At 47.7% G+C, this 21,555-nt stretch carries 24 protein-coding genes; 12 read left to right on the forward strand and 12 right to left on the reverse strand.

Annotated features, from left to right (window positions below):
* Positions 1-115: 115 nt before the first annotated feature.
* Positions 116-1,081 (reverse strand): J domain-containing protein, encoded by a 966-nt coding sequence (locus N836_RS62290; protein ID WP_161635015.1) that lies wholly within the window; start codon positions 1,079-1,081, stop codon positions 116-118.
* 308 nt (positions 1,082-1,389) lie between these two features.
* Between N836_RS62290 and N836_RS62295 the strand changes: the two genes are divergently transcribed.
* The 6 genes from N836_RS62295 (at position 1,390) to N836_RS62320 (ending at position 6,255) form a co-directional block, all read left to right on the forward strand.
* Positions 1,390-1,869: a TM2 domain-containing protein gene (locus tag N836_RS62295; protein WP_023074954.1), complete on the forward strand. Its 480-nt coding sequence runs from the start codon at positions 1,390-1,392 to the stop codon at positions 1,867-1,869.
* Between the two features lie 43 nt (positions 1,870-1,912).
* Positions 1,913-2,500 carry a helix-hairpin-helix domain-containing protein gene (locus tag N836_RS62300; protein ID WP_023074955.1) on the forward strand — a complete coding sequence of 196 codons (588 nt, stop codon included), beginning with the start codon at positions 1,913-1,915 and terminating at the stop codon, positions 2,498-2,500.
* 194 nt (positions 2,501-2,694) lie between these two features.
* On the forward strand, positions 2,695-2,955 hold the full coding sequence (locus N836_RS62305; RefSeq protein WP_023074956.1) for a hypothetical protein: 261 nt from the start codon (positions 2,695-2,697) through the stop codon (positions 2,953-2,955).
* An 88-nt stretch (positions 2,956-3,043) separates the two neighbouring features.
* Positions 3,044-4,339, forward strand: coding sequence for a Glu/Leu/Phe/Val family dehydrogenase (locus tag N836_RS62310; protein ID WP_031293620.1), 1,296 nt, complete (start codon positions 3,044-3,046; stop codon positions 4,337-4,339).
* A gap of 70 nt (positions 4,340-4,409) precedes the next feature.
* A complete protein-coding gene (lepB, locus tag N836_RS62315; RefSeq protein ID WP_023074958.1) occupies positions 4,410-4,979 on the forward strand; it encodes a signal peptidase I in 570 nt (189 codons plus the stop codon).
* A 301-nt stretch (positions 4,980-5,280) separates the two neighbouring features.
* Positions 5,281-6,255, forward strand: coding sequence for a DnaJ C-terminal domain-containing protein (locus N836_RS62320; RefSeq protein WP_023074959.1), 975 nt, complete (start codon positions 5,281-5,283; stop codon positions 6,253-6,255).
* 1 nt (position 6,256) lies between these two features.
* Here N836_RS62320 and N836_RS62325 read toward each other — a convergent pair whose 3' ends face one another.
* The 4 genes from N836_RS62325 to N836_RS62340 form a co-directional block, all read right to left on the reverse strand.
* Positions 6,257-7,618, reverse strand: a complete 1,362-nt coding sequence (locus tag N836_RS62325) for an MlaD family protein (RefSeq protein ID WP_023074960.1) — start codon at positions 7,616-7,618, stop codon at positions 6,257-6,259.
* Between the two features lie 129 nt (positions 7,619-7,747).
* Positions 7,748-8,575 (reverse strand): ABC transporter ATP-binding protein, encoded by an 828-nt coding sequence (locus tag N836_RS62330; RefSeq protein ID WP_023074961.1) that lies wholly within the window; start codon positions 8,573-8,575, stop codon positions 7,748-7,750.
* Positions 8,576-8,722: 147 nt separating this feature from the next.
* Complete coding sequence (locus N836_RS62335) at positions 8,723-9,100, reverse strand: hypothetical protein (protein WP_023074962.1); 378 nt, start codon at positions 9,098-9,100, stop codon at positions 8,723-8,725.
* Positions 9,101-9,558: 458 nt separating this feature from the next.
* Complete coding sequence (locus N836_RS62340; protein WP_023074963.1) at positions 9,559-10,023, reverse strand: IS110 family transposase; 465 nt, start codon at positions 10,021-10,023, stop codon at positions 9,559-9,561.
* Positions 10,024-10,430: 407 nt separating this feature from the next.
* Between N836_RS62340 and N836_RS62350 the strand changes: the two genes are divergently transcribed.
* The 4 genes from N836_RS62350 to N836_RS62360 all read left to right on the forward strand — a co-directional run bounded on the left by N836_RS62350 (position 10,431) and on the right by N836_RS62360 (position 13,927).
* The gene (locus N836_RS62350) at positions 10,431-10,772 is read left to right on the forward strand and encodes a hypothetical protein (RefSeq protein WP_023074965.1); all 342 of its coding nucleotides are present in this window, start codon (positions 10,431-10,433) and stop codon (positions 10,770-10,772) included.
* Positions 10,773-11,260: 488 nt separating this feature from the next.
* Entirely contained in the window at positions 11,261-11,626 is a 366-nt protein-coding gene (locus N836_RS77660) for a hypothetical protein (RefSeq protein WP_235071143.1), read from the forward strand.
* 90 nt (positions 11,627-11,716) lie between these two features.
* Positions 11,717-12,868 (forward strand): DUF6399 domain-containing protein, encoded by a 1,152-nt coding sequence (locus N836_RS62355; RefSeq protein ID WP_235071144.1) that lies wholly within the window; start codon positions 11,717-11,719, stop codon positions 12,866-12,868.
* Between the two features lie 342 nt (positions 12,869-13,210).
* Positions 13,211-13,927 carry a hypothetical protein gene (locus N836_RS62360; RefSeq protein WP_152532235.1) on the forward strand — a complete coding sequence of 239 codons (717 nt, stop codon included), beginning with the start codon at positions 13,211-13,213 and terminating at the stop codon, positions 13,925-13,927.
* Between the two features lie 69 nt (positions 13,928-13,996).
* Here N836_RS62360 and N836_RS73710 read toward each other — a convergent pair whose 3' ends face one another.
* From N836_RS73710 to N836_RS76705, 3 genes are all read right to left on the reverse strand, one after another.
* Complete coding sequence (locus N836_RS73710) at positions 13,997-15,298, reverse strand: pentapeptide repeat-containing protein (protein ID WP_023074970.1); 1,302 nt, start codon at positions 15,296-15,298, stop codon at positions 13,997-13,999.
* 265 nt (positions 15,299-15,563) lie between these two features.
* Positions 15,564-15,845 (reverse strand): hypothetical protein, encoded by a 282-nt coding sequence (locus N836_RS62365; RefSeq protein ID WP_023074971.1) that lies wholly within the window; start codon positions 15,843-15,845, stop codon positions 15,564-15,566.
* A gap of 79 nt (positions 15,846-15,924) precedes the next feature.
* Positions 15,925-16,068, reverse strand: coding sequence for a hypothetical protein (locus N836_RS76705; protein ID WP_161635016.1), 144 nt, complete (start codon positions 16,066-16,068; stop codon positions 15,925-15,927).
* 292 nt (positions 16,069-16,360) lie between these two features.
* On the opposite strand from N836_RS76705, the gene N836_RS62370 reads away from it, so the two are divergent.
* On the forward strand, positions 16,361-17,737 hold the full coding sequence (locus tag N836_RS62370; protein WP_023074972.1) for a gluconeogenesis factor YvcK family protein: 1,377 nt from the start codon (positions 16,361-16,363) through the stop codon (positions 17,735-17,737).
* A gap of 39 nt (positions 17,738-17,776) precedes the next feature.
* Here the strand turns inward: N836_RS62370 and N836_RS62375 are convergent, their stop codons facing one another.
* The 4 genes from N836_RS62375 to N836_RS62390 form a co-directional block, all read right to left on the reverse strand.
* Complete coding sequence (locus tag N836_RS62375; RefSeq protein ID WP_023074973.1) at positions 17,777-18,022, reverse strand: hypothetical protein; 246 nt, start codon at positions 18,020-18,022, stop codon at positions 17,777-17,779.
* Positions 18,023-18,216: 194 nt separating this feature from the next.
* The gene (locus N836_RS62380; protein WP_023074974.1) at positions 18,217-18,411 is read right to left on the reverse strand and encodes a hypothetical protein; all 195 of its coding nucleotides are present in this window, start codon (positions 18,409-18,411) and stop codon (positions 18,217-18,219) included.
* Positions 18,412-18,730: 319 nt separating this feature from the next.
* The gene (locus N836_RS62385; protein ID WP_023074975.1) at positions 18,731-19,153 is read right to left on the reverse strand and encodes a tetratricopeptide repeat protein; all 423 of its coding nucleotides are present in this window, start codon (positions 19,151-19,153) and stop codon (positions 18,731-18,733) included.
* A 114-nt stretch (positions 19,154-19,267) separates the two neighbouring features.
* Positions 19,268-19,621, reverse strand: a complete 354-nt coding sequence (locus tag N836_RS62390) for an iron-sulfur cluster assembly accessory protein (protein ID WP_023074976.1) — start codon at positions 19,619-19,621, stop codon at positions 19,268-19,270.
* A 229-nt stretch (positions 19,622-19,850) separates the two neighbouring features.
* Between N836_RS62390 and N836_RS62395 the strand changes: the two genes are divergently transcribed.
* Complete coding sequence (locus tag N836_RS62395; protein WP_023074977.1) at positions 19,851-21,449, forward strand: DUF6930 domain-containing protein; 1,599 nt, start codon at positions 19,851-19,853, stop codon at positions 21,447-21,449.
* The last annotated feature ends 106 nt before the right edge of the window (positions 21,450-21,555 follow it).

A 21,555-nucleotide genomic window follows, 5' to 3' on the forward strand; every position in this document is an offset into this window, starting at 1 on the left:
TCCCAGGGTCTTACTTTCGTTGGCGGCACGCTATCAGTAGGCGTTCAAGCCGACTACTCTTTCAGAGTAAAAGCTTGTTTGAGTGTACGCAAAGGTGAGATATCCCTACCTGTGGCTAGCGTCCTAACAGTTTGTTAATCCAAGATTGTTGTTTTGGTTCAGACTGAGGAGCTGCTTGTACCTCTTGGCTAGCTGCTTTGCGTTTCTCAGCTACGCGCTTTTCTAACACCTGACTATATTTTAGAGCCACTGAATGATTGGGATTCAATTCTAGTACTCGTTTGAGATGGGCACGGGCCATACCGTAGGATTTCTTCATCAGATAGGCCTGCCCAAGCATAGAGTGCAGCTCAATGCCGTTGGGGACAATTTTAAGCGCCTCTCTTAGTTCTTGAATCGCTAAATCATAATTACGCTGATTCAAGTATGTCCGCGCCCGAATACCGTACTTTTCGGCATAGTTAATGACGGGAGGTTCTGTCGGTTTGGGGTCTTCTGATTGTGGCTCTTCGGTAGCAAGATCGGAGTCAACAGCAACTAGACCGGTGCGCTTAGGTCGGATTGGTTTGCTGATGGTGCGGTGGAGAAAGGCTAAATTTAGCTGCTTCAGACCAGACAACACTGTGCCAAATTCGCTGACTGATTCCAATTGTCTAATCGCCAGCTGATTGACGGTATTTTCGTAAAAGACTTCAACCTCAGCCTCAGGAATGCGCAAAAGCTGCTGAGCACTTTCAAATGAAGGGGCCAGCTTGCCCTGCCGATCTAGCTGCCTAACCCGGAACCGCATATTGGCTAAGGTTTCTGAACGACTTTTTTCTTGCTTGAGCCGCTGATAGGCAGGGTTAATGACCTTAGCAATTAACTGGTCAGCCATCTGGTTAATCGAAGAATTGCTGCCAGCTTGAACATCTGGATGAAGGAGCTTTGCTATTTGATGATAGCGCTTGAGAATACGGCGATCCTCAGCATTAAGAGAAAGTCCCAGGGCGGCATAGGGATCTTTCTCAGCCGCTGTAATCCATTCATCGTGAAATGACTTGGCGTTGGTCATGCAATGACAGGCTTGGAATTGGGTCACGTACAATTCATAAACAGGATGAGATCACTAGATTCCGGTGACGAGCCCCCTAAACGGGCTAGTTGAATGAAATGTCATACTCGGATACCTAGGGTTTCATGTTTGATTTCTAACCTCGGGCCCCACTCTCAGGAGTCTATACAGATTAAATTTACAAAAAGCACATTGGCTATTGGCCAAGACTAATCAATCAATATGTATCTACTCTTAGTAAATTCTAGACGCTACAACTGAAACATCGCTGAAGATTCAGCGTCCTGAATCCATCATGTTATATAGATACATATCAAATCTTAACGGTTTCATTCATGGACGGGGCATTCGCTATATTGCGGATTGATCGGATCAGGGATGGCGTATCTCATTACTGGGGTTTAGGACAGTTTATGGAGGCCACTCAAGCTAATCACCAAAAAAACAGGAAACTTGTCGGCCTCCTGGCCCTTGTAGGGGCAGTACAGCCAACACCAATACCGTTTGCAGGTATACACAAGTTTTATTTAGGTGATTACGGTTGGGGAATAGTTTATATGCTGTTGGGCCTGACACCAGTGCCACGGATTGCCTGTGCGGCTGAGGGGATTTGGTATTTGGTGGGGCCGATGTGTGAAAGACTTTGGTTAACTATGGCAGCCTTGTCCCTGCCAGCTAACAACTCGCCGCTCGACCAGACGGTGGAAAATGTGGCCAACAGCCTCCGCGAAATTGAGCATTTGCGGCAAGAAGGACTGCTATCAGACCATGAGTTTGAGCAGAAACGGCGCAGTTTACTGGAGCAAATTCCTTAATATGAGCACCGGCTTCCTTTTAGAACAACAGTAGATTGGTGCCATGGGTAGAGAGCGAAACAGTTGGCAAGCATGGCGACGGTTGTTAGTCAGACAGGTGCTGCATAGCTTGGATGCCCTTGAAGGTGAGTTAAATCCTCTGAAAAAAAAGCTGGCAAAGGACCATTACTATCGCTTTCGATCCGTTGAAGAGGTCAAGCTGGGCATCAAACTAGGGGTCTGTATAGATGCTAATCGGGCCACCGTTGATGACTGGTTGAGGTTGCCAGGTATTTCCATTCATCAGGCTAGAACTCTGGTAGAGCTGAGTCGTGCGGGCAGTCCTCTCACCTGCTGGGAGGATGTGGCAGCCGCGACTGGGATCAGTGCGCACAGCTTCAGGGCGTTTGGTGATGTGGTGAAATTTTATTATTACGACCCAGACAGCGAGATCACTCCCAGACAGCTGAATGTCAATCGGGCTAGTGCCAGAGAATTAGCGTTAATTCCCACTATTGAACCGTCACTGGCTAAGCGTTTGGTTTACTACCGAGAACGGTTTGGTCCCTATCAAGACTGGTTAGACCTCAAACACCGGTTACAGTTGCCCCCACAGGTGATCACAGCCTTATTACACTACCTGCGATTTTAGCCAGCTTTGGAGTTGACCCCCTCTATGCCCCATTCCGTATGCCTCAGGGTGATAGTTATATCAAGTTTTGGTGATGGGACTCACACCAGTCTTGTAAAAGGCGAAGTTTACTTAAGTTGTCTGCAAATTCTATGGGATTGTTCTGAGTCTGCCTGTGGAATTCAGTAGGTTGAGATAAGTATAGAGTCAGTACCATGCAGGGATTCGGAAAGGTCAAGGAGACAATTAATCGAGGCATTACAGCTGTTGCCATGACTGCTGCGATCGCAACTATCTATGCCGCTACGGCTACAGATGGGCAGACTACGACTGGTGATGTCTTGAGGAATCAGATACAGGCTCTTTTAAAACTTCACCAAGCTGACGGAAAAATTACTCAGGAGATCCAGAAACCTCAAGAGAGTTTAGCAACACTCTTACTAAGTTCCCGCAGCAACACTTATAGCCATCAGTGAACAATCACTAGTTAATATTTATTGCGGTTAGTTGCGTTGCCCTGGCTTTAGGAATTTACCGTCACGTTAGTCCCGTACCATGGGGGCTATGACTAACTCACTGCTAACTGACGCTAGTCGTCGTCTCGATCGTGCTCTCAAATACATCACAATTTCTGAGGATGCGACGGAACGGTTAAAGGCACCAAAGGCTAGCTTAAAGGTGTCGATCCCAGTACGTATGGACGATGGGTCCCTGCGAGTTTTTGAAGGATATCGCGTTCATTTTGACGATACCCGTGGTCCCACTAAAGGGGGGATTCGATTTCATCCCCAGGTCAATCTGGATGAGGTCCAGTCTCTGGCGTTTTGGATGACGTTCAAGTGCGCCGCTCTCAATATTCCATTTGGTGGGGCCAAAGGGGGGATCACGCTAAACCCTAAGGAACTGTCCAAGGCAGAGCTAGAACGCTTAAGCCGGGGCTATATTGATGCGATCGCCAACTTTATTGGCCCCGACACCGATATTCCGGCCCCTGACGTCTACACCAACCCCATGATTATGGGTTGGATGATGGATCAATACAGCATTATCCGGCAGCAGCGCACTCCGGCGGTGATCACCGGCAAACCCGTGGCCCTGGGTGGCAGTTTAGGCCGAGCAACAGCCACCGGCACCGGCGCATTTTATGTGCTAGAAGCAATCATGGCTCAGCTGCAAACTAACCAGGGATTGCCCTCAAAAACAGTTGCTATTCAAGGATTTGGTAACGCTGGCAGTGTGGTAGCGAGACATCTGTTTGACGCTGGCTACACCATTGTTGCGGTCAGTGATTCTCGTGGGGGCATTTATACCCCCAGCGGATTAGACATTCCCAGCATTCAACAATTTAAGGCCGATACCCGGTCGGTTAAAGCCGTCTACTGTGACGGTAGCGTCTGTAGTTTGGTCGAACACGAGATTATTACCAACGAGGAGCTACTCAAGCTGGATGTCGATATTTTGATCCCAGCTGCCTTAGAAAATCAGATCACCGCCGCCAATGCCGATGCCATTCGAGCACGGTACATCTTTGAAGTGGCCAATGGACCGATTAGTGCCGATGCCGATGACATTTTAGAAGCCAAGGGAATTACGGTATTTCCCGATATCTTGGTCAATGCCGGCGGTGTCACCGTTAGCTACTTTGAATGGGTGCAAAACCGTAGCGGTCTTTACTGGTCGCTTGAAGAAGTCAACCAGCGGCTAAAGCAACAGATGGTTGCCGCTGCTAACACCATTTGGACAATTGCCCAAACTCAGAACACATCAGTGCGCACGGCGGCCTATGTCCATGCCTTAAATAGTCTGGGAGCCGCAATGGATGCCAGGGGGACGCGGGCAGATTATGTGGCACAAAAATAGGGGATTTTGAGTTCAAATGCGGCCATCGGTCTAAAACGGTAGAATTGCTAGGCACGTTACTAGGCCCGGCATGACCAATCAAAAATCCACCGCTGAGACGGCTACTGGCACCTCAATTCAACATTTGGTGAGGTCTAATGCCAAGCTAATGGCCATCGCCGTGGCTATCGCTGTGGTCATTCGGCTATTTATTGCAGAACCCCGGTTTATTCCATCCAATTCGATGGACCCTACCCTGCACATTGGCGATCGGCTGCTGGTGGAAAAACTCTCCTATCGCTTTCATCCCCCCCAGCGCGGTGACATTGTGGTGTTTGAGCCACCACCGCAGCTCCAGGCAGTAGGCTATCGACCCGATCAGGCATTTATTAAACGCGTTATGGGTCTACCTGGCGATACTTTAACTGTGCATGACGGTCGGGTGTATTTAAATAATCAGCCCCTGACAGAGCCATACATTCTGGCGTTGCCTAACTATGAAATGAAGTCGGTGACGGTGCCAGACAATACGCTGTTTGTGATGGGCGACAATCGCAACGATAGTAACGACAGCCATATCTGGGGCTTTTTACCCATAAAAAACGTGATTGGTCATGCTACTGTGCGCTTTTGGCCCCCGGATAGTTGGGGAGCGGTTTGAAGAATTAACTATCTGATTCAGCGCCTCTAAGAAACAGCCACTAAAGCTAGGGGATAATCAGGTCGCAGATGCCAGATTCTAATCTTGAGCCAGGGTGGGACTGGAACGGCGGAATACCGAACCTCTTTACCTCACAAGCTTTGCTAGGCTAAGAAATGAGAGGCTGTTGCTGATTTTAGGGCAAACTGATCCACATCGAATGCTATCGATCAGGAGTTGTCGGATGACATGCTGCTAACGATCAGTGACACTCAAGATAATACTGTGACAGGATTTTGCGATCGCAACGAGGAGCTTGGTTATGGCAGCAACTGACTTCAAAGATTATTACCAAATTCTCGGGGTCAGTAAATCTGCTAGTACTGAGGATATTAAACGAGCCTTCCGTAAACTGGCTCGCAAGTATCACCCGGATGTCAATCCGGGTGACAAGGTTGCAGAAGCCAAGTTTAAAGAAATCAACGAAGCCAACGAAATTTTATCGGACCCCGAAAAGCGCCGTAAATACGACCAGTTTGGCCGTTACTGGCAGCAGGGCGGTCGTACTAGCGCAGCCCCTGGCGACTTTGGTGGGTTTGACTTTAGTAACTACGGCAGCTTTAACGAACTGCTCAATGAACTATTAGGTGGCTTGGGGGGGGGCTTCCCCGGTGGAGCCCGGACTAGCTATCGTCAGTCCACTACCGGTGCTGGCCCTGGGTTTGGCTTTGATACCGCCAGTGCTAACAACAGCGCTCAGTTTGACCAAGAGGCCAGTATTACCCTGGCGATGGCCGATGCCTTTAACGGTGCCCAAAAGAAATTTCGCATTGGTGGTGATGCGCTGACAGTCAAAATTCCAGCTGGCGTTAAGCCCGGTAGTAAAATCCGTTTGCGGGGCAAGGGTCAGATGAATCCTTATACCCAACAACGGGGCGATATTTATCTAACAGTAGAGATTCAACCCCATTCATTTTTCCAATTTGATAGTGACCACAATTTGATCTGTGAGGTCTCAATCTCTCCCGATGAGGCGGTACTGGGGGCCAAGATTGATGTTCCGACCCCTGACGGTAGCGTTACTGTCAATATTCCAGCCGGTATCCGCTCGGGACAAACGCTGCGATTACGAGGTAAGGGCTGGCCTAAACCAAAGGGAAACCGTACCGATCAGCTAGTCAAGGTTATGATCAAAGCACCCAAAACAGTGACTGATAAAGAGCGGGCTTTATACCAGCAGCTGCGCGAGCTACGGAGTTATAACCCCCGCCAGGATCTGCAGAATGTGCGGCTGTAGCCTATTGGTCGGTAGCCGGAACTGCTGAGCGATCGGCCAGATCGATAACATAGCGCTCGCCATCATATCTGAGCACTGGTTGGGTCTCCGGTAGCTCTGTGGCTTCGGGCATCGTTGATTCATCCAGTGCCATGATCGGCTGCAGTGACTCGTCCAGTTCTAGCAATTGTTCATCCAGCTCCGTCACTGTCTGCAGCTGTTGATCAATCTGCTCGGCGACAGCGGTTTGATCTTCTAGATCGCCTGTAAAGGAAATCAAAGCAGACAAGCTGTTGAGTAAGTCCCGGACGGTACTGCGCAAGGATGGATCACCGGTTAGGGTGTCCACATCAGCCATAATTTTTTGAGCGCTTTGAAATACATCGCGAGCCGATTCGATGGTTTGCTGCAGTAGCACCAGATTTTCGCCGGTATTGAGTGTAGAGGAAATGTCCCGCAGATCCTGGGATGCGATCGCAGCATTATTTGCCAGCAGCTCTATGTTGTCAACCAGGGATCCTTCTTGAATCACTGGCGCTAGAGTATCCATGGCCAGCCGTAGCTGACCTGTACTAGCACTGATATTGTCCAGGGTAACCGCGAGATTATCCTGGTTACTCGTCAAAATAGTATTCACCTGGGTCAGGGTCGTATCTAATTGCTCAGATGTACGGATGGTGGTGGCTTCCAGCTGGCTGGCTGCCCCAGAAACCGATTCCAGGGTTTGGCGAGCCGATGCGGACAGCGGTCGAATTTCATCACGCAAATCCTGTGTCATCAGCGTCACCTCATCGGTCAGACTGACGACGTTGCCTGAAATTGCTCGGGTATTTGCCAGAATTTCCCTAATGTTGGCAAGGGTTTCAGGGTCATCCAAGGTTCTAGAAAGGGCCTCGGAAATTTGCTGGGAGGACTCTAGGAGATCTTCGTAGTTAACACCGGTTACACCATCAATGCGATCGCCATTGCACAGGATGCTATCACTGTCACAGTTTCTATCGTTGGGGCCTGGAACTGACGCTTCATCGAGCATCGCGGTTACTGGCGGTTCAATGGATATCGTTGTTTCACCAATCAAGCCAGACTGGCTGGTTTTGACCACTGAATCAGCTGGAATCCGTAAGCCTGATTGATGGATTTCAATCTCTACCAATACCGTATTAGAATCTGGCGAAATATTGAGAATGTGCCCCACTGGCACACCGCGATAGCTAACAACGGACCCTTCCTGGATACCATTAGCACTTTCAAAATCTGCAGAAAATCGGTAGCTCCGTTGGCCAAAGGCCATACCACGCAGCCACATTACCAATCCTCCAAACAGGAGTAATCCTGCTAGAATCAGCAATCCAACAGAGCCTTCACGGATGGTTCTTGCACGCATGGTTTCCTATGGATTAACGGTAGACGGTACAGCCAGTCGTACACCCTGGGTGAAATTATACGGGGGACTCTAAACCTCGTCCACCTGGACGTGTGGTTTTGCTTGAGGAGAATTTTAGAGGCGGGGGGCTCAATTGGTGATACCAATGGGACCCTCAATGGCGGCACTAAAAAACTGTCGCATATAGGGGTTAGGGGTGTGGTCAATCTGATCGACCGGGCCCATCCATTGAATTGTGCCTTTGTGCAGCATGACTACCCGATCGGCGGTACGGCGGATGGTGCTGTCCTGGTGAGTGACAATAACGTAGGTGCTACAGCCTCGATTGCCATGGATATTCCGGATCAAATCTTCAATTACAGTTGATGCAATGGGATCTAATCCAGCGGTGGGTTCGTCATAAAGCAAAACGGTGGGTTTGTCTTGGGACTCACGGGGATTGGTAATGACGGCTCTAGCAAAACTGACACGCTTACGCATACCGCCAGAGAGTTCAGCGGGGTAGCGATCGCAAATATTAGGGAGTCCTACCATTTCCAGTGCTTCGCGGGTTAACTGACCAATCTCAGAGTCCGACAGGTTTGAGTTTTGATAGAGCGAAAACCCAACATTTTCTTGCACCGTTAATGAATCAAAGAGGGCGGCTTGCTGAAATACCATGCCAATATTGACCGGATCTTTCGCATCTTCAATCAGTCCCTGGCGTTGTTGGCCAGCGACAAAGATATCCCCCTGGTCAGCCGCTAGTAAACCAGCAATGATGCGCAAAATCGTCGATTTTCCAGTGCCCGACGGTCCAATCAAGGCGACTGCTTCGCCAGGTTTGATAGTCAAATCGACATTATCAAGTACCTGGTTACTCCCAAATTGTTTGGAAATTCCCTTGAGTTCAAGAATAGGAGAGTCACTTTCACAGGGGGATTCGGGAACAATCCCATTTGATTCTGAGACAGACATGGCGGCAGTTGCTATAACTCGCTAACAAGCTGGTAACAGCTTATGACAAGATTTCTTACGATTTTAGCTTTCAGCATTTTACAATGCATACCATAGCCCACATGAGCTGACTTATTGCGCAGGACATTACCCGCTGGTCAGCTCATGTTACGGGGCTATTTCGTTGGCCAGCTTTTTGTATAGCCTTCTGATAAATCTTGAAGCTGTGGCCATTCTTCTTTTAAAGTCTATTTCTCCAGGGCGTGCGAATTGGTAATGAAGCCTTAGTGCTACTACTTCCTTCGGGCTATCGGTAATTCGTGCGATCGCATTGATTAGCTCTCCGTTTAGCCAGTGGGGTGTGTTCGCGGTGCCCAGGGTGTTAATAGCTTGATCAATATCATCGGTGGCGTTTTTTGCTCGTTTTGATCCGCTTCTGATGATCACGATGGTGGAGACGTACCCCCATAGACTGGCTCTTGTATGTCCTGGGCCGCCTTTGACCCAGCCTTTCTTTTTACCGGACTCTTTGAATACTAAGCCCATGCCTAGGCTGAGTTTAAATGCGCTTTCGCTGCGGTTTCTGCGGGATGGCTGTCCTTTTTTTCCGGAAACGTATTCGATGATTTCTTTGTGATTTTTATCTAGGAATGATTCGAATGGATAGATGGCTGATAGTAAAGCGGCCCTGGTTTTTGCTGGTATTGCGAACTCGTCAAAAATTTTGTTGTAGGTGCTTAACTCGTTACGGTAGATAAGTGTGTCTAACTGTTGCTCGATTCTGTATTCCTCTTCGTAGCAGTTGCATAGTTGCTTGGCTAGGAACCTGGTGTGTGGTGATATTCCTCTACCTAATGTATTTTTGATCTTCTCTTCTCGCTGGGCGGCCCATGTTCCGGTGACCTGCTCCCCTGATATTGCGCGTATTGTAGCGGGGGCCTTGGGGGCTAGCCATTCTCGCTTGCTTCCTTCTACCGTTTTTACTAGCTCTGGGCACTCGTAGGCTAGCCGCTGGCATAGGCGGTTGTGGATGGGACTACGATTTTGGACGGTATTTTTAATGCTAGATAGGACTGTCTGAGCTCGATTTTGTCTAGGCTGACAAATGCGGTTGGGTCGTTGAAATTTTCTAGGGCATAGCAGGCGATTGCGGCTGCATCGGGACGATCTTGTTTATTGGCAACACCTTTGGCGATTCTATAGGCGGTTACTCGTCTCGGAGCGACTAGGCGAACCTCCTTGTTATTCTTTTTGAGCTGGTCAATCCAGATATATCCATATGAACCGGTAGGCTCTAGCACATAGGCATCGGCATTGAGTTCTAAAAGGTAATCGATAGCATCGCTACTGATTTTTACTTTTTTGGGCTTGTAGCTACGGGCAAAGCTTTTGAAATTGCTCGGTAATTCGTTGACAACACAAACTTGCAGACTGTCTTTACCGCAGTCGCATCCGACTATTTTGGTCATAAAGTCTAGTTCCTGATTTCCTTAAACCGAAAGTTCGGTCACATTGCCTCTCAAAGCAAGACTTTTTGGAGCGTCCGGTATAACACTAAGTCGTTTGCCGACCATCTTGTCATTAAGACTTTGCTCCATGCGGGTAACCCCGCGACCCTGATTAATAGGGTTTCGATCCTTCCCAGGGGATCTCATCAGGCGGATGGCTATATGAACTAGATTTCTTGAAGTCATCAGACCGGTATGTCGTGAATTTATACCTTCTGATGCACCTCATTTTTTATGCCCTATATCGAAAGCAGCTAGCGCTATACATTCAATATTAATTTGCATAGCATAATTTGTATAGCGTTAATTATGAAAAATGCATAGCATAATTTGTATAGTGAATTTGATAAGCTTAGTCCTGTAGAACGATGAGTCAACCAAGTGGCCAAGAGAGCAGGACATCGAAAGTGGGGGGAAACGAAGTCGGAGCAATTACCGCTGCGCATGACCCCAACAGGCGTCAAGCTATTGAAGGAAAAGGCAGCCAAGGCGCAGGTTTCGCTAACGGAATATCTGGAGCAGATGGCCCGGCAACCCGACTCCCTGACAGGCTTGGGGGAATCCTCTCCCAGCTAATCCAAGAAACGGAAGATTTGCTGGGGGAATTACATACAGAGCTAGCGGCTTGCCAGAATCGCCTAACTAACCTGAAACGGATTCAGGGGGAGATTATGCTTCTTACAGATAAAAGCAGCGATGAAGAAGCATAGTCATGTTGTCCGTTCTCAGGCCTCGCTAGCTGGAAGTTCAGAATTGTTTGGTTATTTGTTTACCCTAGTCATGGGCGTCGTTACTATCGGCTGCAGTGGGGTGAATGCGCTAAGGTCCTGGGCCAGCTGCATGTGCGGGGTGGGCAAGTAGGTAATGAGTTAGTAGAAGGGAGAGCGGGTAAATTAGTCCGGTGGATTGAAGAAGGGTGTGATTTAACTGAGTGTAAAACGCTGGTACTTTCTTGGGATAAGAAGAATTCTAAAGGGGATACTCGCGGGAAAACCAGACGACCTAAAAAACCTGGGGCTCTAGGTATGCCGACTGTTGCTACTTTTGGTATTCGTATGACTACAGTCAAAGGGTAGCCACAGAAGGCGAAATGAAAAAGTACCAGGAATGATGTATCAATAAGCACATGCTAAAAAAGCTCTGCGGCGAGGCCGAGAGCCGGGTATCGTAGCCCTGATCAATTCAAACAATGGGTACGATGCCACTCACTATACGAGAACGCAGCCAAAAAGTCGCCAATTGCATCAAAACGAATGTTCGCCAAACGCTCAAGACCATCGCAGAAGCGACGGGCCTGAGCCCAAGCAGTGTCTATCGGCATCGTCAGGCAATCACCCGGCGCAATCAGTACCCAGAATCGAGTTTTTGGGAAACCGAGGTGGGGTATCAGTGGCTGGTGCGGCTGGTGTTCGGCCTCATCTACTACTTCGGCATCAAGCAAGGGGTCGGCGCTGAGAGTCTCTCCGAGTTCATCCGAGCCATTCACCTGGACACCCATGTGGCTAGCTCGGCCAGTGCCCTCCGCCAACTCAAGCACCGTGTGAATCAAACCCTACTCGATTAGGCCACTGCCCAAGCGGAGCACTGTCAACCGTCAGCGGGCCAAGGTATTTGTGTCGGAGCCGATGAAACCTTCTTTGGCTTACCGGTGTTGGTGCTGCTGGAGCTTGCCAGTGGATTTATTTTTATCGAAACCGAATGTGAGAATCGCACCTATGAGACCTGGATGAGACAGGTGCAACAGTGGTGGGATAACAGCCAATGGCACTGTCATTACCTGGTCAGTGACGGGGCTCGAGCTCTGGTGAAGTTAGCCGTATCGGGTATCGGGTGTGTGAGTGTCGCCGACTTGTTCCATGCGTTGCGTGCGTTGGGATGTCCGATTGGTCGTGCGCTGAGCAGTCAGTATGCGACGCTGCAAAAACAACACAACACACTTCAGAAAGAACTGAGCAAACGCAGTGATGTGAGTCCTCCTCCTCAATCATTGCAGTCGCTGATTGAGAGCAACGCCGTTGCTCAACAACGCCTACAACAAGACCAACAAACCTACCACGAGATGCTTGAGCAAATTAGCCAAATCATCCATCCCTTCACCCTGGATAACCAACAATGGCAAACAGGAAACGCATTGTTGACTCACCTGGCTCCCCCGTTGCAGAACCTGTGGGATCTTGCCCAATCCTATGGTGGGCAGAAGGCGCAAAAGGCCATTGACACCTTTGAAGAACACATCACCTCCTGGGCTCAAGGGATTGATGCTTGGCGACAATGGGTGACCTTAACCCTGCAAACTCAAACGCCAGACCCGGCTATCCGTGACTGGGTGCTCATGGCCCTATTGCCATGGGTCTATTGGACACAGCAAGCCGATAAAACCCGACAACCCGCTCTCAAACATCGCTATCAGCAAGCGGCTAGCAGCACTTTTGACAGGCTCTTAGAGCAATCGATAACCTTGCAACTGGACGCCAACGAACTGGAGTGTTGGGTGCTCTGGTGTCGAGACTTCTGTGCCAAATATCAGCGCACCTCCTCAGCGGTGGAGGGACGTAATGGCTATCTATCCAAGCTCCACCATGCCAGTCGGGGATTTTCTGAGCAATCTCTCAAGGGGCTCACTATTATTCATAATTTTGATCTTAAACGACCGGATGGGACCACCGCCGCTCAGCGACTGTTTGGTCACCCTTTCCCGGACGTATTTGAGTGGATTCTCGAACATATCGGTGATTTACCGATGCCCCGGAGGTCATCTAAAACACAGCAGCCGAATCCCTCATACGCAAATACTTTTGCGGCTTAAGTTGATACCCTCGGCTGTGACAGCTAGTCTCATTTTTGGACTAAAAATGCACTGTTTGAGAGTGTGACAGTTACCTGAAAGCCTAATGTTGGCGTTGGCTCTGAGAAGCTAAGATAAACTGTGTTGCTAAGGCTATGGCTCTTTTATAATAACGGATTTCAGGGTTCTCTCAGTTGTTGATTGGCTGCGGCCATAGCAACTAATCTATTACTGCGAGTTTTGGAAGTTATATGGAAACTTTCCTCCTATGGGTATGCTGAGAATTGTTCATATATCCAGCTTATATGGGGTGGATATATGGATAGTGTAGATCTAATAAACTGTTGGATTTTTATAAGCACCATGAATGAAGGCCAGTTAGTAGATCAGCTAGACAAAGATCTTAAAGATCTTCTTGTTTCCCGTACACTTTCTGCGTTTGTATTATCACTAGTACGTAAACATAATGCTAATGAATTAGATCTATATCAAGATGTAAGTCTAGAAGCTCTAACTCAAATTCTTCTTGAATTTGGAGCGAGTCCAGAAGATCCTATGGAGTTTTATGGTCATACCTTTAATGAAGATCTGTCGTCTATAGAAACTTGTTTGAACTCCGGGGATTCCTTCTCTGCAATGATTCTTGTCAGTGCATTCGTAGAACGCCAAATCAACGTTACAACTCGGGTTTGTATGCGACTGAGAAACTTTAGTCATCGTAAGATTACTGAAGCGATCAAAGGTGTTAGCTTCATCGCTAAAGTTAATACTCTTCTTCCACTTTTGGATGTTAAGTTGACTGAGCGTCAGTGCCAGATTGCCCTTAAGCAAAACTCAATTAGAAATGAGTCTGTGCATTTCAAGACTGTTCCTAATCGCTGGCATGATGATGGGAGCTCTCGAATGTCAGAGGAAAAGCTACAAGAGGATATCAATAGATATTTTGAAGTGGATCCCTTTTCCCTCATTAAGTCTGAATTCCAAGGTTTTTTAGAGCACGTAGTGTCGGAACAGCCCCATGTTCAACATACGTGTGTATTAGTCGAAAGGACGTTTGGTATTCAAGGATATTTCCTGTGATTTGATTGATTATTTGCACCGTTAGCAACCGATCCACACAATTATAGGAATGGTTAGTGCATCGTCAATCTACGCATCAATACCTAGCTCTTGACAATCACGATTGGGATCTAGATTCAGCGACTGGCGTAGAAATAGAATTCCAGTCATGCAATTGTATCCTCTAAGGAGTAGCCAAACAATCGGAAGCTTATTGCGTTGCAAGTCTCTTATATTATCTGGAAGTTTTGTACGGCAAAGCTTAGCACTGCTAAGATCAACGCTTGAAAGATCAGTATCTCTCAGATCAGCATCGCGGAGATTAGCACCACTAAAGTTTGCAGCCATGAGATTGACTCTACTAAAGTTTGCATTGCTGAATGTGGCACCCCTGAGATTCGCTTCGCAGAGATTAGCATTACTGAAATTGGCACCTATAAGACATGCCTTTTGGAGGCTGGCACCACTAAGATCAGCATTGCTAAGATCGGCATGGAGAAGGTCTGCTTTTGGAAGAATAGCACCACGTAAGAGAGTACCATTGAGCTTAGCCAGGTCAAGGTAAGCATTAGTAAGACTGGATTGATGGAGACTGGCATTGCTAAGAATAGCTTTGCTAAAGATTGCACTGTCAAGGGTAGTACCAGTAAGATTAGCGTTACTGAGGTCAACAAAGCGAAGATTTGTGTTTTTTAGGACCACTCCCTTAAGGTTAATACCACTGAGATTAAAACTCTGAAGGTTAAGCTTTGCTTTACTAATCGCTTCAGTATCGATCAAGAAACGGATGACACTACTTTTGCGCTCTGTATCATTCTTTAGCCTCCGCAAAACAGATAATGTTCTAGCTCGAATGATGTCAACAGATGCATTCAGTAGTTCCTGCTGCTCAGTTGTTGGCGGTGAGGTCGAGAGACTAAATAGCTGAGATTCTCTATTCTGGCTATGGACTTTAACGGCTAAGGCGATAAGATTTTTGTCAACTAAAAGCGATGATAGTCGGTCAATATAAGTTTGTAGAACTTCTTCTCTAGTCTCGTCAGCTGAAATCTTTTGTTGTGCTTTAGCCGCTATCTCAGCACGCTTTTTATCCCTCTGCTGTAGCCAGTAACCTAGAATCACTAATGTCAATGGAACTAATATTAAACCTAGCCAGTCCCAGAGTGTTTTACCAGGTTCACGGGTCGTTGTTGCAGTTGAGATAATGTTTCCGTTGGCGTCTCTGTTGTTGACGGTTATGGAAACCGACTCCTTTCCCCCAAGTCCTGTCCAGCTAGCCCAGTTATTTGCCCTGATGGCTATTATTAGCAAGTAAAAGAAGAGCATAGTTCCGATGGAAACGGAAACAACAATTGCCCATCTATTTTTCTTTACCCATTGATTTAAAGGCATTGCCAGCCTATGTAGAATAGATATTACCCAATAATAATTCCAAAATGTTGGATGACGCTGATCGCTCACCCAACCCACGCGATTATGAAGCCCTACGCTGGCGCTCCAGCTTAAGCTGCCGTCTCCTCATCTCTATCGATAAACGACCATTAACAATACGCTCTTGATAAAGCCAGAACCCAGACATCGGCCATACCCTTGGCGACGATCACACACGCAGCCCCCCGCCACTAGCCACGCACCAACTTAGCCTGAGGCTCCTCAGCTACGATCTCAACAATACGCCATCATCAACCCCCACCACCGGCATATGATCCACCACATAGCGAGCATACATCAGCCCCCGCAGCTGCCGGCACTCATGCTGAGCCCTAAACATCAGCCCCGTAATCATCTTATCCAAAAACCTAAGAAACTTCGGATTAGACCACTCAAGCAAACCATGCTCCAAGCACAGATATATCAACCCCTCCGCTTCGAGGTAATCGTAATTACCCAGCTGGTTTAACTCTGCAATGACAGAATGATGACTGGCAATAGATTTCATACGCACTAATCCCACAGCAACCAGCTATTTAGCTTTTGGGCTGTGATAAACGAATCATGGGCCACCTGCCCAGGGTCACTCAGGTCTTCCATGCCTTCAGATGATCCATCAAACTGCGATAGCTGCCATCGAAATGTTCGAGGGCTTCTTCAAGTATCGCCAGGTGCTCAGGTGTTACCATCGCTGCGATGTCTGCTGGAATATCTCGTTTTCGTCGTGGCATGATTCCCCAGCTAACTGAACTAATAAATTCTTAATGTGCCTACAGTATCCAGGGTGATGAGTCCAATTATAGTTAATCTGTACTGCTTGTTGATTTGCGACTCACATACTCTGGCAGGTGCGATCGCATATCGACTCCCCGGTATCTCCCAATATTTACCTTCACCTTACTTTGCAGAGAAGATATTTTTTTTTGATGTGAGGTATTTAAGGTAGCCTAAGACCTTGAAAACTGTCCTAAATTAACTAGGGCACATACCCCATGGCTATGAAAAGGGCGTGAGAGACAGACTATGCTCTTATGGATCGGTGCAATCAGGAAGTTTCTAAAGCGTAATATTCGCTTTGTTTGGCGTGAAACTCGGGACTTGAGTCCAGTGCATAATCGCTGGGTACGCTGGCTTCTACCTGGCTTGTTAGTCAAGCGCTGGCTGTTTTTGAGTACCGTTGGCGTGCTCCTGGTGGGGCTGGGGGCCATGATTTGGCTGCGGCTGACACCGGTCTTTCTGACAGTCCGATTTGTATCTACAGTATTACGGACAATCACCCAGATTATTCCTCGCTACATTAGCGGTCCCCTGGCCATCATATTTGGGCTATCTTTGATTATTTGGGGCCAGAGTCGCACCCTGGGTTCAATTACGGAGGTATTGCTACCAGGCAGTCCTGAAAATAGTCTTTGGGATGCGATCGCAAACCACCGCAAACTCAATCGCGGTCCTAGGATTGTGGTAGTCGGTGGTGGCACCGGCCTCTCGACCATGTTGCGGGGGTTAAAACGCTACAGTGCCAACATTACCGCCATTGTTACCGTGGCAGATGATGGCGGTTCATCGGGGCGGTTGCGTCGAGAAATGGGGGGACTGCCGCCGGGGGATATTCGTAACTGTCTGGCGGCTTTAGCCGATCAAGAAAAGCTAGTCACTGAATTATTTCAATATCGATTTAGTAGCGGTAGTGGGCTGAGCGGTCACAGCTTTGGCAATTTATTTTTGGCCGCCATGAACGAAGTGACCGGCGACTGGGAAAAGGCCATTGCCGCCAGTTCTCAAGTGCTGGCCGTGCGGGGTGAGGTGCTGCCCTCCACCCTGAGCGATGTCAAACTGTGGGCCGAACTCAGCGATGGTCGCCGGATTGAAGGCGAATCCAATATTACTAAGGCTCGCGGTCGGATTATCAATATTGGCTGTACACCTGCGGCACCGCCTGCTTTACCAAAAGCTATTAATGCGATTAAAGAGGCCGACTACATCATCATTGGTCCCGGCAGCCTTTACACCAGCATCGTGCCGAATTTGTTGGTGCCCGACATTGCCGATGCGATCGCCGCTACCCCGGTGCCTCGCATTTATGTCTGCAATATTATGACGGAGCCGGGTGAAACGGACGGCTACAGCGTATCCGAACATATCCGTGCCATCGATCGCGCCTGTGGTCGTCGGCTTTTTGATGCGGTTCTGGTACAAAAACGCTCACCCTCAGCTGCAGCCCTAGAACGCTATCGCAAAGAAGGCGCAGAACGAGTGGTGTTTGACCGAGATGCCGTCATTGCTTCTGGCCGCCGGATTGTCATTGCCAATGTGATGAACGAAACCGAAAAAGGCACCATTCGCCATGACTCACCTAAGTTAGCCAAAGTGCTCATGCGCTGGCACGCCAGGGTGTATTAATAATTTTGTAGGGACGTTCCATGGAACGTCCCTACAGGGTTATCCCTTGGCAAAAAAACGATTGGATACCCAGCCAATAATGCCGCTAATAATCGCCCCTGCCATCAAGATGCCAATGGCGGGCATAAATAATGGCTCCCAAAGGCTGTACCACAGATCAAACCCCAGATTAATATTGGCTGCTCGCCCCACTAAAGCCGAAGCAAACCAAACAAAACTAAATAGAACAAAGAAAAGATTTAGGGTTAATGCAGTGTTTAACCAGTTAATTAAACGGTCTTTCATGCAAGCAATAGAACGTCAGTAGTTTTTGATGTTTCAGGATAGCCCTCAACACATTATCAAGCTCTAGAACGATAATCAAAACCTTGGTTCATACCTAGATTATCAATAAAAATATGACTAGCCTTGGCAGACTAGCCATACTGTAGAAGTTGAGTTTTACCGACTGCTAAGTACAGGGGTGTAGGGTTGAACCCCTACACAGCATCCACATCCAATCCTTGAGATGCTTTCAAATTATCAGGATCAACGTAGTGACAAACTGACTCATCGATACAAATTAAAGCCCATCCAGACTTTTCAATCCCCATTAATTCGTAGGGGCCATCCTGAACAAAAAATCCCTTGTGGTTTCTAGTATCAGGTTTAACTTCTACAGCATGCTTATCCATTTTTAAAAGGCTCCTTGCAACGGGGTGAGTTCCAATAAAAAGAAAAACTTATTGGAATCTTTTCTTAAGCTTATCAGTTCCTTTTTATTCCGAGCGTTAAGTTATCTGACCAAGAAAAACAGTCAAAAAAAAAGCGGGGATCATTGCCCCGCAATCCTTATATAAAGCTAAAGAACGGCTGCTCATGCCTGATGCGAAAAGATGGCCTAACTAACGACTAAGTAAGGACAAAAGACAAAAGTTAATCAACTTTTGTAAAGCTATTAATCTCATCTGTTCGAGTGATGGGGATATGCAAAACCGTTTCAGTGCAAGTGTTTTAACTGTTAAAGATCCAGTTTTCTACTTTTTTGAGACTGTCCCAATCGGGTTTTCTTGTTAATCCTTCTTCAAAGTTCTGGCGAATATCTTCCTGAACTTCTTCTACAGACATCACCAGTTGAGTCGCTAACTCAATGTGCTCGCGCACTCCTTTACGGCCACTCTCAAGAATTGCGATCGCTATATTGATGTGAGCCTGTGGGTCCTGCGGTGTAATCTTAATGGCTTTCTGAGCTGCCTTATACGCAGCATTCGGTTTCCCTACCAATAGATAGAGCCATGACAAACAGGTATAGATGGCACTATTTTTAGGTGCCTGTGCACTCAGCTCCTTGAAAAAGGGGATCAAAGCTTCTGCACTTTCGCCAGCCTGGTAACGGTTTAAACCGTCTTCAAACTGTTCTTCAATGGTTTGGCTCATAGGGAAAGTCTTTGTCAAAAACCTTCCCATTCTAAACCGTGTCCACACCCAGGAAGGCGATTTTCAACTAGAGCCCAGGGTTTAATAAATCATCTGGACGCGGCTTTAGCGGTCTTAAGCACTAAAAGACTTGCCGCAGCCACAGGTTTGATCCGCGTTGGGGTTAGTAAACTGGAATCCTCCGCCAATTAGAGCATCACTGTAATCGAGCATAAGTCCGTAGAGGTAGAGCATGCTCTTTTTGTCACAGATCACTTTGAAACCTTCATAGTCGAACACCTCGTCATGTTCGCCAATGTTGCTTAAGGTATCAAAATCCATCATGTAAGACATGCCAGAGCAGCCACCTTGGCGTACCCCTACTCGTAGACACAGCTCGTCACCTTGCTTCTCTTTAAGAGCAAGGACATGATTCAGGGCTGATTCAGTCATCAGGATGCCCTGTTGCGATTGGGTAGCTTGGGTCATGGGTCGTCTGGTTTACTACGTTACTGACGTTTGAATTCAATGCTTTAGTCTATTTTAGCTCAGGCATTGTTGGAGAATGTTTTTAGCTTTAATGGTTGGTATTGACTAAGTCCGGTGTTGAGGCTCGATTCTGCAATCCATGATCGGCAATAGTTGAACAAATCTATCGGGTCGTAGCCAATGGTTTGATTCTTTTCCACAATAGAGTCTGTTCATATCCCCATCTTTTATGCCCCCTCTGAGTCCATTTACCCGCCGTCGTATTCAGAAACTGCCTCAAACAAATAGCGTTTGGGAAGGTGGGCGTTGTTCCATGCCTGACGTGGAACATGACGACCGCGATTGTATTTTGTGGGTGGATGGCCATCAGGGATACGTACGCAGTGTTGATATGGTTGCGGCTAATAGCGGGTATGAAGCTGTGGCGCGGAGTTTGCTCCAGGCGATTGAGCATCCCCAGGGGCCTGCCGAACCCAGTCGCCCCCAGCGTGTGGTAGTCAATGATCGTGAGCTGCAGTTTTTTTTGAGGGGTGTGCTGCAGGAGCTGGATATTGATGTGGTGTATGGCGCGACGCTGCCCTGGGTAGATGAGATTTTTGATCATTTGCTTTCTCAAATCAGTGTGCCGTCATCGTCGGTACCGGCAGCCTACGATGATTGTCTGCGCGAAAAAGCCCTGGCACTCTGGCATCAAGCTCCCTGGTATCGTCTCAGTGAGCAGGAGCTGTTAGCGGTTGAGCTCAATCGTTGGGATACGGACACGCTCTATGTGTCTATTTTGGGCATGGCCGATGTGGATTATGGTCTGCTGTTTTATCGCAGTCTGGAATCGTTATTGCATTTTCGTGAACAGGTGCTGAATTGCGATCGCACAACAACCGATTTATCCACTGGCATGTCACCCCAAATGCTGCAGCAAGTCTTCTTAACCCAGGACTGCTTTTTTCTCAACTATGTTGTCGAACGACCACGGCAAACAGAGCCTGACAATTATGAAGTTGGCAGTATTCATCCCCTCGAAGGCATGCGTCATGAACTGGATGAAACCGAAGCGGCTATTTTGATTATCACCTTAGAGGCTCTAAACCGCTTTTTTCAAAAAGCCCCTGATCCACTTGACGTACTACAACCCCTACAAAAAACTCTGCGAATCCCTAACCCCATAGAAGGAGACTCTCCTAAACAATGTACGGTCAAGATTAAGTCGTTGCCAGAGATTTCTGCCAGCCTGATGGCGGAGACAGAACAGATTTTGGACATGGGTAACGATATAGAGAATGAGCCCATACTACACGATGACCTGGTGCCTGATGGTTCACTGATTTTGCTGACTAAGCTTTCTCCTGAGCGGTTAACAGAGCTACGGAAAACCACGACCCGCTATCAGGCGACTGCCACAGAGCCAGCCAACGCAAACACCACTTCCTGGCCTGTGGTTATTATTCAGACATCGCGCCCTAAAGCCATGGTGCTATTTGAGCAAATTGAATCCATAGGTGGGATTCAAGCAATGTGCTTTAATCCTGGTCACGATCCATTTAACCAGCTCACATTTCAACTGGGTATTTGGCAAGCTGGCGATCGCAGTTTACATCTATTCCATGAATATGACAGTAGCGATCGCTATCATCGCGAAGCTCTAGAAAAATGGCATCAACAACAAATTAAAAGTCGTGGCCGCTGCGGCATCATGATTGCGGCAGGTGTGACCGGTCGCAATCGAGGTAATCCTCAGCCAAAAGATATTGTCGCCTTTTTAGAAGTAAATTTTTGCGCTCCAGAGATGCTCAATCTGGAACCCTTAGTGTTGAGCTATGCCATTGAGTAAAGCTGGCTAAATTAGTACGTGTTTTATTGATACTGTTACAAAGCCTTTTATGGCCGTGGACCTGTTGCTTAACTGGGCGAGCTATGGCTGCATGAGCACCGTAAGA

The sequence above is a fragment of the Leptolyngbya sp. Heron Island J genome, from assembly GCF_000482245.1.
Taxonomy (GTDB): Bacteria; Cyanobacteriota; Cyanobacteriia; order Phormidesmidales; family Phormidesmidaceae; genus Leptothoe.